Raw genomic sequence first — 12,178 nt, 5'->3', positions numbered from 1 at the left:
GATTTTCCTTGGGTAGAGGCTATCGTGATGGGTACTTCGGTCGTCTGCCTGTCGAACTGGAATGAATCGCATGCCAAGTAACATCCAGGCCAAATTGCTGATCGTCGACGACCTGCCGGGGAATCTGCTGGCGCTCGAGGCGTTGATCAAGCGTGAGGACCTCATCGTCTACAAGGCCTTGTCCGCCGATGAGGCCTTGTCGCTGTTGTTGCAGCATGAATTCGCGATGGCCATTCTCGATGTGCAGATGCCCGGCATGAGCGGTTTCGAACTGGCTGAACTGATGCGCGGCACGGAAAAAACCAAGCACATCCCGATTGTGTTCGTCAGTGCCGCCGGCCGCGAGCTCAATTACGCGTTCAAGGGCTACGAAAGCGGTGCGGTGGACTTCCTCTACAAGCCGCTGGATGTTCACGCGGTCAAGAGCAAAGTCAATGTCTTCGTCGACCTGTATCGCCAGAGCAAGGCGATGAAGCAGCAGGTCGAAGCCCTGGAGCAAAGTCGCCGTGAGCAGGAGGCGCTGCTCGAGCAGTTGCAGAACACCCGCAGTGAGTTGGAGCAAGCGGTGCGCATGCGCGATGACTTCATGTCCATCGTTGCCCACGAAGTCCGTACACCGCTCAATGGCCTGATCCTCGAGACCCAATTACGCAAAATGCACCTGGCCCGGGATAACGCGGCGGCGTTTACCCTGGACAAGATGCACGCCATGGTCGACCGCGACGAGCGCCAGATCAAAAGCCTGATCCGCCTGATCGAAGACATGCTCGATGTGTCACGGATCCGCACCGGCAAGCTGTCGATCCGCTCCAGCCGGTTCGACCTGGTGCAACTGGTGCAGAGTCTCTTGCAAAACTTCGCACCGCAGGTCGAGGCCGCAGAGTCATCGGTCACCCTGGCCGCCGACCGGCCCGTGGTGGGCGACTGGGACGAATTCCGCATCGAACAAGTGATTTCCAATCTGCTGACCAATGCCTTGCGCTATGGCGGCAAGAGTCCGATCGACGTACGCGTGTACAATCACGGCGGGCAAGCGCGGGTTGAGGTTCAGGATCGCGGTATCGGGATCAGTGAAGAGAATCAGCAGCGTATTTTTCAGCAGTTCGAAAGGGTGTCCGCCAAGGCTGTTGTGGCGGGGCTTGGCCTGGGGTTGTTTATTTCGCAGCAGATTGTCGCCGCTCACGGTGGCTCCATCACCGTCGAGAGCCGGATTGGCGAAGGCGCCTTGTTTCGCGTTTGTCTGCCGCTTCAGGAAAACAGCCCGATGAACGCAACCTCTGAGTGACCCCATGGTCGTATCAGCAGCTATTGACCGAGCAAAGGCTTTCCATGAGTGAAGATGCACAAGATGTGGTACTGATCGTTGAAGATGACCCTTCGATTCTGATGGTGTTGTCGGCTTATTTGTCGGGTGAAGGTTATCGGGTGCTGCAAGCCGAAAACGGCGAACAGGCCTTTGCGATTCTGGCGAGCAAGCCGCACCTGGACATGATGATCACCGACTTCCGCCTGCCTGGCGGGATTTCCGGGGTGCAGATCGCCGAACCTGCTGTAAAACTGCGACCGGAGCTCAAGGTGATTTTCATCAGCGGCTACCCGCAGGAAATCCGCGAGACCGACAGCCCGATCACCCGCAAAGCGCCGATCCTGGCCAAGCCGTTCGATCTGGATGTGTTGCAGCAGATCATGCAGGACATGCTGTCCTGACGCCGTGTTGGCGGTTGCCCCCCCTTTAGGCGCTGCCGAGGGCTAAAGCCCTTGCTGCAACGCCGGATCGTCGGGGTTCAGCTGTTCCAGCTGCGCCAACAGGATCTGCACGTTCTGCAACTGTCCGCTTTCCTTCCAATAGTTGATCAGCAGCACCCGCGCCTTGCGATCGGCCGGGTGGCGCTGGACGATTTCCTGCAGCTGTTTCTGCGCCGCTTCCAGCTCTTGCTCGCTGTGCAGGGTGGTAGCCAGATCGTAGCGATAGTCCTTGTTGTCGGGCTCAAGCTCCACGGCTTTGGACAGCCCGAGCAGCGCAAACTCACTTTGCCCGTGATGCAGCAGCCACAGCCCCAGCGCATGTTGCAGGTAGGCCGAATCGGGCTGGGCCTTTAACTGCTTCGCCAATAATTGCCGGGCGGCATCGCTTTGGCCTTGCCTGTCCAGCACTTCGATCTGCATCACCAGGGCCGGCAGGTTGCCGGGCGCCAGTTGCAACGTGCGCTCCAGTGCCTGCTGCGCGTCCTTCAGTTCGGCATTGTGCAAATGCAGGCGAGCCAGTTGGTACTGGGTGTCGGCGCTTTCCGGCTGGTGCTTGAGAACCTGTTCCCAAGCGTCGATGGCTTGCTCCAAGGGTCCGAAATATAACCCCAACTCATCCGGGGACAGCCCCAGCAAGGCGTTGACCGCCGCAAACCGGACACTTTGGTCGCTGTCATCGAGCAAGGGGCCGAGCAATAGACTGCGCTGTCCGTTGGGCACTAAACCGCTGATGCTTCTGATCGCCGCAATGCGCACATCCGCGGAAGGATGTTGCAGGTCTGCATCCGCCAGTTTCAAGGCTTGAGGGCTTGGGTAATTGGGCAGTTCGGCATGCAGCCAGACGCGGCGCTTGTCGGACAGATCAGGGCGGCCCAGTTGCTGGTAAAGCACCCGCGCCGCCCCCGGTTGACCCGCACGCGCCTGGGTCAGCGCTTCGCTGTAGCCGCGTCGAATTGCCTCCGGCACCACAGGCGTCGTGCTGCGCAGAAAAAACCAGGCGAGGGCGAGGGCAAGCAGTGCGCAGAGGCTGATGAGCAGATAGCGGCGGGACTGAGGCATGCAGGAATCCGGGAGCTGACAGGTTTTTGCAAAGTTACCAGCTTCGGTCAGGCCGGGCTGTGAGTCAAACCCTGGCTCAGTGTTGGCACTGGTGGACAGCGACGCCTTCTTATATGGACTTGCATGTGTCTCGAAGCGAAAAATCATTTCTGTATCAATGATCTATGCCTTGAGACAGATTTTAGCAAAGCATCGCTTTTGCTATTGCCGATCGCGAGAACTCTCCCGGCAGTCGCCTGTTGGCCAACATCAACCCCAGTTACACCTGGGTCAAACTGGCGCAACGGGTACCGGTACGGATTCAGATCGACGCCGACTCTGTCGGCAAAAACCGTCTGCGGGCCGGGACTACTGCCACAGTGATCGTCGAGGAAAATCACAACTCTGAAGATCAGCCCTAACCCTGGGCATTGTGTGCAGATAAAAAAAGCCCCACGCCCGAATGAGGCGCGGGGCCAAGAATTTGGTTGGGTTGCGGCCAACCAAAGGGGCTCTTCAAAGCACTACTTGCTGGCGACTGTCTCTGGCTGCCAACCGCCGCCAAGGGCTTTGTAGATCGCGACGATGCCGCGATACAAATCGACTTCGGCCTGGGCCTGGGTGTCTTCGGCTGCCAGGCGCTCACGCTGGGCATCGAGCAGCACGAGGAAGTCCACGGTGCCTTCGCGGTAGCGAATGTCGGCCAGGTCCGCCGCGGCGCGGCTTGATTCGCTTTGACGAATCAGCGAGATCAGGCGCTGCTGGCGTTTGCCGTAATCGCTGAAGGCGTTTTCCGACTCTTCCAATGCCAACAGTACTTGCTGCTCGTAGGTCGCCAGGGCGCCTTCGGCTTCAGCATCGGCACCGCGCAAACGGGCCCGCACGCTGCCCAGGTCGAACGCCGCCCAGGTAATGCTCGGGCCCAGCGCCCAGGCATTGGCCGCCGACGAGCCGATCTGCGAACCGCGCCCGGCGGTGAAGCCGAGGAAGCCGCTGAGGCTGACCCGAGGGAACAAATCAGCCTTGGCCACGCCGATGCGGGCGGTGGCAGCGGCCAGTTTGCGTTCGGCGCTACGGATGTCCGGACGTCGTTGCAGCAGTTCGCCCGGATCGCCGATCGGCAAGGCCTTGGCGATCGCCGGCAAGTCTTTGGGGCTCAGGTCGACGGTCAGTTTGTCCGGACGTTCACCCAGCAGGGTGGCGATGCGGTTGCGCTGACGCACCTGTTCGGCTTGCAGTTGCGGCACGCTGGCTTCGACTGACGCCAGACGCGCATCGGCGCGGACCACGTCCAGCTGATCGCCGACACCGGCATCACGCAGGCTTTCGGTGATCTTGCGCGATTCCTGCTGGTTGTTCAGGTTGGCCAGGGCGATCTTTTCCCGCAGTTGCGCGCCGCGCAGTTGGCCATAGGCGTCCACCAGTTCGGCAATCATGGTGACTTGCAGTTGGTAAAGATCGGCTTCGGCCGCTTGCTGTTCGGCGTCGCTGGATTCCAGGTTGCGCTGGATGCGACCGAACAAGTCCAGTTCCCAGGCCATGTCCAGGCCCAGGTCGTAGCGTTCACTGCTGACCCGCTTGGTGGTCTGGCCGGGAATCTGTCCCTTGGCCAGATCACTGCTGGCGCGGCTGGTGATGGTCGGCATGGCGTCATTGCTGGCGTCATCGCGAATTGCCCGGGCCGCTTTCCAGCGGGCGAAGGCCACGCGCAAATCACGGTTGCCCTGCAAGGATTGCTTCACCAACTGGTTGAGGGTCGGATCGTCGAATTGCTGCCACCAGATGCCTTCGAAACGGGCGCGGTCAAAGTTCTTCTGACCGGCGCTGCCATCGGTGGCGGCCGTGATGTTGGCTGCCTCCGTGGCTGGGGTTTTGTAGTCCGGGCCGACGGCACAGGCACTCAGGGCCAGTACCAGAAGGCTCGGCAGGAAGGCTTTCAGGCTCATGGTTGCGCCTCCAGTTGCTTTTCCAATTTCAGCGCCTTGGCCGCTTTGCGCGCTTCACCGCGCTCCACAAAGTTGCGAATCAGTACGTAGAACACCGGCGTCAGCAACAGCCCGAAGAAGGTCACCCCGAGCATCCCGGAGAACACGGCCACACCCATGGCATGACGCATTTCGGCACCGGCACCGCTGGAGAAGACCAGTGGCACAACACCCATGATGAACGCGAAGGAGGTCATCAGGATCGGCCGCAGACGCAGGCGGCAGGCTTCCAGCACCGCTGCCAGCGGGCCGAGGCCTTCTTCCTGTTTATCCTTGGCAAACTCGACGATCAGAATCGCGTTCTTGCACGCCAGGCCCACCAGTACGATCAAGCCGATCTGGGTAAAGATGTTGTTGTCACCACCCGAGGCAATCACCCCGGTGATGGCCGACAGCAGGGTCATCGGTACGATCAGGATCACCGCCAGTGGCAGGCTCCAGCTTTCGTATTGAGCCGCAAGTACCAGGAACGCCAGCAGTACGCAGAGCGGGAACACGAACAGCGCGGTGTTGCCGGACAGAATCTGCTGGTAGGTCAGGTCGGTCCACTCGTAGGTCATGCCGTTCGGAAGTTCATCCTTGAGCAGTTTCTCGATGGCTTTTTCGGCCTGGCCGGAGCTGTAGCCGGGGGCTGCCGCACCGTTGATTTCTGCGGTGATGAAGCCGTTGTAGTGCATCACGCGGTCTGGCCCCGAGGTGTCGCTGACCTTGATGAAAGTCGCCAGCGGGATCATCTCGCCACGGTTGTTACGCACTTTCAGCTGACCGATCTGGTCCGATTCGAGGCGGAACTGTTGCTCAGCCTGAACGTTGACCTGATAGGTACGACCGAAGCGGTTGAAGTCGTTGGCATACAGCGAGCCCAGGTAGATCTGCAGGGTGTCGAAGATGTCGCTGACAGCCACGCCGTGGGTCTTGGCTTTTTCCCGGTCGATGGCGGCATCGACCTGCGGCACGTTTACCGTGTAACTGGTGAACAGACCGGCCAGTTCCGGCACGCTGTGGCTTTTGGCGATGATGTTCATGGTTTCCTTGTACAGCTCGTCGTAGCCCAGGTTACCCCGGTCTTCGATCTGCAGGCGGAAACCGCCAATGGTCCCCAGGCCTTGTACCGGCGGCGGCGGGAAGATCGCCATGTAGGCTTCCTGAATCCCGGCGTACTGGCCGTTCAAGGCACCGGCAATCGCACCGGCGGACATGCTCGGGTCCTTGCGCTCGTCGAACGGTTTCAGGGTGACGAACACGATGCCGGCGTTCGGGCTGTTGGTGAAACCGTTGATCGACAGACCCGGGAACGCCACCGCGCTTTCCACGCCAGGCTGTTTCAGGGCCAGGTCGGACATGCGCTTGATCACGTCTTCGGTACGGTCCAGGCTCGCGGCGTCCGGCAGTTGCGCGAAGGCCACCAGGTATTGCTTGTCCTGGCCGGGTACGAAACCGGTCGGGGTGTTGGAGAAACCGAAGAAGGTCAACACCATCAGGCCTGCGTACAGCAGCAGGGCGATGCCGCTGCTGCGGATCACACGAGCGACGGTGCCGACATAGCCATGGCTGGCCCGATCGAAGAAGCGGTTGAACGGACGGAACAACCAGCCACCGAAGAGCTTGTCCAGAACCTTGGAGAAGCGGTCCTTCGGCGCGTCGTGGCTCTTGAGCAACACAGCGGCCAGGGCCGGCGACAAGGTCAGCGAGTTGAAAGCCGAGATCACGGTCGAAATCGCAATCGTCAGGGCGAACTGTTTGTAGAACTGCCCGGTCAAGCCGGAGATGAACGCGGCCGGGATAAACACCGCACACAGCACCAGCGCCGTCGCGATGATCGGACCGGTCACTTCGCGCATCGCACGCTTGGTCGCTTCTATAGGGGTGAGTCCGAGCCCGATGTTTCGCTCGACGTTCTCCACCACCACAATCGCATCGTCGACCACGATACCGATGGCCAGTACCAACCCGAACAGCGACAGGGCATTCAACGAGAAGCCGAACAGGTGCATCACGGCAAACGTACCGATCAGCGAAACCGGCACCGCCACCAACGGAATGATCGAGGCGCGCCAGGTTTGCAGGAACAGGATCACCACCAGCACCACCAGGATCAGTGCTTCGAAAAGGGTGTGAACCACTGCCTCGATGGAGCCGCGCACGAAGATCGTCGGGTCATAGACGATGCTGAAGTCCATGCCCTCGGGGAAGTTCTTCTTCAGCTCGGCCATTTTCTCCCGAACGTCGTTGGAGATCTGGATCGCGTTGGAACCCGGGCGCTGGAAGATCGGGATCGCCACCGCCGGCTGGTTGTTCAGCAACGAGCGCAGGGCGTACTGGCTGGAGCCGAGTTCGACGCGAGCGATGTCTTTCAGGCGAGTGATCTCACCATTTTCGCCCGAGCGAATGATGATGTTCTCGAACTCTTCCTCGGACACCAGGCGGCCTTGGGTGTTGACCGACAGCTGGAACGCCGTGGCATTCGGTGCGGGCGGAGCGCCGAGGGCACCGGCCGCCACTTGACGGTTCTGTTCACGGATCGCGGTGACCACATCGGTCGCGGTCAGGTTGCGCGAAGCGGTCTTGTTCGGATCGAGCCACACCCGCAGCGAGTAGTCGCCCATACCGAACAGCTGCACATCACCGACACCGCCCAGACGCGCCAACTCATCCTTGATGTTGAGCAAGGCGTAGTTGGACAGGTAAAGCATGTCGTAGCGTTTGTCCGGCGAGGTCAAGTGCACAACCATGGTCAGGTCGGGCGATGCCTTGTCGACGGTGATACCGATGCGCGTCACTTCCTCGGGAAGTTTGGGCTCGGATCGGGTCACGCGGTTCTGCACCTGCACCTGTGCGTTGTCCAGGTCGGTGCCCAGGGCGAAGGTGATGGTCAGGGTGATCTTGCCGTCAGCGGTGGACTGCGAGGACATGTACAGCATGTTCTCGACGCCGGTGATGGCTTGCTCCAGCGGCGCGGCCACGGTTTCACCGATGACTTTAGGGTTGGCGCCCGGGAAGTTGGCACGGACCACCACGGTCGGTGGCACGACTTCCGGGTATTCGCTGATCGGCAACTGGAACAGCGAGATGGCGCCGGCGATCAGGATCAGCAGCGACAACACCGCTGCAAAGATCGGCCGTGAAATAAAGAACTGGGAAAAATTCATCGGAGTTGCCCCTTAACCGCGTGGAGTCGCAGCAGCCACTTTCACAACCGTGCCTGGCGCGACCTTGGCGGGTGCGACTTGGGGCAGGTTGCTGGCTTCCAGCGCTTGTCGTTGTTGTGCGAGAGCCGCGAGGGTTTCCTGGCTGGCCATCGGGATCACTTCAGGCGTGACCGGCGAACCAGGACGAACCCGCTGCAAGCCCTTGACGATGATGGTGTCGTCTTTGTTCAGGCCGCTGCGCACAATGCGCAAACCTTCGATCTTCGGACCCAGTTCGACGGGGCGGTAAGCCGTTTTGTTGTCGGCATCCATCACCAGCACGAACTTCTTACCCAGGTCGGTACCGACCGCTTCGTCGTTGATCAACACCGCCGAATAGGTGCCGCTGCCCACCAGTTTCAGGCGTGCGTAGAGGCCCGGGGTGTAGCTGCCGTCGCTGTTGTCGAACACTGCACGACCGCGAATGGTGCCGGTCTTCGGGTTGACCTGGTTGTCGACGAAGTTCATCTGGCCCTGGTGCGGGTTGCCGTCTTCATTGGACAGGCCCATGTATACCGGGGTAGTGGCGCCGCGTTGACCCTGGCGGGCGAGTTGGGTGTATTTGAGGAACACACGTTCATCGGCATCGAAGTAGGCGTAAACCTTGTCGGTGGACACGACGCTGGTCAGGGCGGTGGTATCGGCGGTCACCAGGTTGCCGGCGGTGATTTCCGCACGGCTGACACGGCCACTGATGGGCGCAGTCACGCGGGTGAAGCTCAGGTTCAGCTTGGCCAGGTCCAGTTGTGCCTGAAGGGCGCCGACGGCGGCGCGGGCTTCTTGAGCCGCGCTGGTGCGCGAGTCGGCGAGTTCGGCGGAAATCGCGTTGCTGGCGCGCAGGCGTTCGCCGCGCTGGGCTTCGTTTTCACTGCGGGTGGCGGTGGCGCGAGCCTGCGCGACCAGGGCTTCGAGGCGGCGGACCTCAGCCTGGAACGGGCGCGGGTCGATCTGGAACAACAGATCGCCTTTCTTGACCAGCGCGCCTTCAGTGAAGGCGACGTCATCGATCTGGCCGGAAACCCGTGGACGAATCTCGACCGTTTCCGGCGCTTCAAGGCGCCCGGTGAATTCGTCCCACTCGTTGACCGGTTGCTCCAGCACCTTGGCCACGCTGACTTTGGCCGCGGGCATGGTGGCGGCGGCGTCCGGGGTCTTGCCGCAGGCGCTCATCACCAGCACGGCCAACAGGGCCAAGGGGAAGCGCAAATGTTTGAGTGACTGTTCCATGGATGCATCCGCCAATGTATTGAGATGGACGGATGATGCTTGGCGGGGTTGTATCGCACGAATCGAATGAGGCGAAGGTAACTATCATTCGGAATGATATAAGCCCAAGGCGAGCCCTCTAGCATGCACCTTCCGTTAGGGGGCTATCAAATGAAATGATGACAATTCTGTGTTGCGGGGAATGCAAAGGACAGCTTCAGACCGAGTGGCGGCCATCGCGGGCAAGCCCCGCGACATACTTTTTGTAGCAGCTGGCGAAGCCTGCGTTCGGCTGCGAAGCAGTCGTGAATCCGGCGAATGCGTTTTACCTGACGCACCGCATTTTCTGATTTTACGACTGCTTCGCAGCCGAACGCAGCCTTCGGCAGCTGCTACAGATCACATTACAGCTTAACTTGCTGGCATTAGGGGCATCTATTGCAGTGATCGATATGCCGGGAGGGCGGCGTCGGCCGATTGCAGGTCCCGCTCCGGGATCTCCCAGATGATGTGTTTGGGTGGTGTTTCTTTGAAAGCGGGGCTGTCGAGGTAGCTGTTTGCGGCACCAGAGAACGCTCCGCCATCTTTGGCGAAATTGCCCACGGGGGCGCCCAGTGCCTGCTGCAGGAACCCCGCGAAGTTGGAGTTGCGTGAGAATGAAGTGCCGATGAGCGCGGTGTCGGGCAGGTTGGCATCGCCAAAGAGGTCTACCTCATTGTCGGGGCTGGCGGCTGACACCACGGGAAGCTCGTGGGTGCTGGTCTGGGCGACCCTTTCGGGTGCCGGTTGCCATGTGAGCGGCAGCCAGTCGATGCCCGCCAGATGGACCAGATCGCCAGGCCGCAGCGCGAGCGGGGCATGACTTTCATTGAACGACCTGCTTGGCGTCGCGCTGATGCCCAGGGTTTTCAGGCGCTGCGCGATGGCATCGGCCGCCGCCCTCGCGCCGGATTCGTTCCAGTGCGTATCGGTGCGCAACCAGGCACTGGCCCCCAGTGGCGTCAGCGCACCGGTGAGGTCCAGGTTCGACACGCCACCCACATCCAGTTTCGAGGTCCAGGCCTGAATACGCCCTTCGAGAACGGCGGGGCGGTATAGCGAGCAACGTTGCCCGGACGCGATGCGGCTCTTGTCTGGAACGATGACCACCAGCAGGCTGATTCCTCGCCGGGAAAGCTGCTGCTTGAGCTCAATCACCGCCTGGGCTTTGGCATCGGCATTGCGCTGGGCTTGATGATCGACCTTGAGTTCATCGGCCAGAAACAGCCAGCCAGGACAGCCCCGGCGAACCCTCGGCCCCGTATCGCGCAGGAGCAACCAACTGGCGCCGCGCTCCAGGTCGGCGAGGGTTGTGGGGAAGGACGCTTTCGACAGTTCCCTGGCGATCCAATGGGTGACATCGCCGTCAAGAATCTGCTCGGCCCGCCATTTATCGGGTAACCGTTCAATCTGCCCTGAACCGATCAGGCGGACAGAGGACAGCAGCCCGACGAACAGGAATATCAGCAACGCCACGCCTGCCAACGGACGGCGGGGTGCAACCAGGGCATCTGGCTGATTGAGGAGGGTAGTGTGCTCTGGGGACGTCATCAGAATTGAAAGTACAGGAAGGGCACGGTTTCGCGACTGGCGATCAGTGCGAACGACAGCATGAAACCGGCGATGGGCCAAAGGGTCGCGGCGTAGAGCGCTATGCCGCCCAGTTGTTTCTCACAGTAAGGGCGTAGCAGCGGTGCGACGATACCGAGCACACCCAGCAAGGCCGCAAGGCCATGTATCGGGCGCAGCGTCGTGCTCAGTTCGTCACCGAGGGCGATACCCTGCTGGCCGAACTGCCCGGCATACAGGCGCAGTGCGCCATCAAGGTCGGGCGCGCGGAACAGTGTCCAGGCCAGGCTTACGAACAGCAGTGTCAGGCCATGGGAAAGCACTGGCGGTACAGAGGGCAGGGGGGAACGGCTCCAGGCACGGTCAGCGCATAACGCCAGGCCATGGGCGCAGCCCCAAAGCAGGTAATTCCAGCTGTCTCCACCGTGCCAGAGTCCGGCGATGGCCATGATCAGGAGCAGGTTGTGGTAGGTTTTCCAGGCACCGTTGCGATTGCCGCCCAGCGGAATATAAAGATAGTCCCGTAACCAGTTGGACAGCGACAGATGCCAGCGGCGCCAGAAGTCCTGGATGCTATTGGCCAGATAGGGACGGTTGAAGTTCTCGGGAAAATGGAAACCCAGCATCAGTCCCAGACCAATGGCCATGGCGCTGTAGCCGGCGAAGTCGAAGAACAGTTGCAGGGAATAGGCAAGGCAGCCAAGCCAGGCGTCAAAAAAACTTGGGTTCTGCACATTGAACGCCACGTCGACCACGGGTGACAGGGTGTCGGCCACCAGGACCTTCATACACATCCCGACCATGAACCGGCGTGCGCCCAGCGAGAAATTCTGCACGTTGAAGTCACGCCGCTGCAGCTCGCGCCGAACCCAGTCATAGCGAATGATAGGGCCGGCGACCGAATGGCCGAACATCGAAATATAGGTGGCGTAATCAATGAAGCTGCGTTCGACCGGCACGGTGCGCCGATGCACATCCACCAGGTAGGAAATCGCCTGCAATACGATGAACGAAAGCCCGGCCGGCATGATGACCCGCTGCCAGTCCAGGGGCATGGCGCCGGACCAGGTGATGGCGTCGATCAATGTGCCGGCCACGATGTTGGCGTACTTGTACCAGCAAAGCACCGCCGTGTTGAACACGATCAGGGCCACGAGTATCCGCAGGCGGCCCTTGCCATCTTCCCGTAAGGCGTCAATCAGCAAGCCACCGACCCACGCCGTGATCGTCAATATCACATGCACGGCGAGGAACCGTGGGCTCAACCAGCCATAGAACAGCCAGCTGCCGATCAGTAGCGTGACGTTGCGCCAGGCTCCTGGACACAGTGCATAGGCGCACAGGAACAGCGGCAGGAACAACGTCAGAAACTCGAGAGAGGCAAAAACCATGGTGGTGGTGCAATCC

8 protein-coding genes and 1 pseudogene are annotated in these 12,178 nt (G+C 60.7%); 3 read left to right on the top strand and 6 right to left on the bottom strand.

Annotated elements, in window-relative coordinates; genetic code table 11:
- The first annotated feature begins 70 nt into the window (after positions 1-70).
- Both HCU66_RS09465 and HCU66_RS09460 read left to right on the top strand, forming a co-directional pair.
- Positions 71-1,285, top strand: a complete 1,215-nt coding sequence (locus HCU66_RS09465; protein WP_205888224.1) for a hybrid sensor histidine kinase/response regulator — start codon at positions 71-73, stop codon at positions 1,283-1,285.
- 44 nt (positions 1,286-1,329) lie between these two features.
- Positions 1,330-1,707 carry a response regulator gene (locus HCU66_RS09460; RefSeq protein WP_205888223.1) on the top strand — a complete coding sequence of 126 codons (378 nt, stop codon included), beginning with the start codon at positions 1,330-1,332 and terminating at the stop codon, positions 1,705-1,707.
- Between the two features lie 42 nt (positions 1,708-1,749).
- Here the strand turns inward: HCU66_RS09460 and HCU66_RS09455 are convergent, their stop codons facing one another.
- Complete coding sequence (locus HCU66_RS09455; RefSeq protein ID WP_205888222.1) at positions 1,750-2,805, bottom strand: tetratricopeptide repeat protein; 1,056 nt, start codon at positions 2,803-2,805, stop codon at positions 1,750-1,752.
- 185 nt (positions 2,806-2,990) lie between these two features.
- On the opposite strand from HCU66_RS09455, the pseudogene HCU66_RS09450 reads away from it, so the two are divergent.
- Positions 2,991-3,206: pseudogene (locus HCU66_RS09450) on the top strand (HlyD family secretion protein); the annotation flags it as partial.
- A gap of 102 nt (positions 3,207-3,308) precedes the next feature.
- Here the strand turns inward: HCU66_RS09450 and HCU66_RS09445 are convergent.
- The 5 genes from HCU66_RS09445 to HCU66_RS09425 all read right to left on the bottom strand — a co-directional run bounded on the left by HCU66_RS09445 (position 3,309) and on the right by HCU66_RS09425 (position 12,162).
- Positions 3,309-4,730, bottom strand: a complete 1,422-nt coding sequence (locus HCU66_RS09445; RefSeq protein WP_205888221.1) for an efflux transporter outer membrane subunit — start codon at positions 4,728-4,730, stop codon at positions 3,309-3,311.
- On the bottom strand, positions 4,727-7,918 hold the full coding sequence (locus HCU66_RS09440; RefSeq protein WP_205888220.1) for an efflux RND transporter permease subunit: 3,192 nt from the start codon (positions 7,916-7,918) through the stop codon (positions 4,727-4,729). Before HCU66_RS09440 ends, HCU66_RS09445 begins: the two co-directional genes overlap by 4 nt.
- Positions 7,919-7,930: 12 nt before the next feature.
- The gene (mexE, locus tag HCU66_RS09435) at positions 7,931-9,184 is read right to left on the bottom strand and encodes a multidrug efflux RND transporter periplasmic adaptor subunit MexE (protein ID WP_205888219.1); all 1,254 of its coding nucleotides are present in this window, start codon (positions 9,182-9,184) and stop codon (positions 7,931-7,933) included.
- A 414-nt stretch (positions 9,185-9,598) separates the two neighbouring features.
- Positions 9,599-10,753, bottom strand: a complete 1,155-nt coding sequence (locus HCU66_RS09430) for an alginate O-acetyltransferase AlgX-related protein (RefSeq protein WP_205888218.1) — start codon at positions 10,751-10,753, stop codon at positions 9,599-9,601.
- Complete coding sequence (locus HCU66_RS09425) at positions 10,753-12,162, bottom strand: MBOAT family O-acyltransferase (protein ID WP_205888217.1); 1,410 nt, start codon at positions 12,160-12,162, stop codon at positions 10,753-10,755. Before HCU66_RS09425 ends, HCU66_RS09430 begins: the two co-directional genes overlap by 1 nt.
- Positions 12,163-12,178: the final 16 nt, after the last annotated feature.

It is taken from the genome of Pseudomonas frederiksbergensis (assembly GCF_017114915.1).
GTDB lineage: Bacteria > Pseudomonadota > Gammaproteobacteria > Pseudomonadales > Pseudomonadaceae > Aquipseudomonas > Aquipseudomonas frederiksbergensis_I.
Note: the sequence above shows the minus strand (reverse complement) of the source record. Positions and strands in the feature narration are given on the sequence as shown.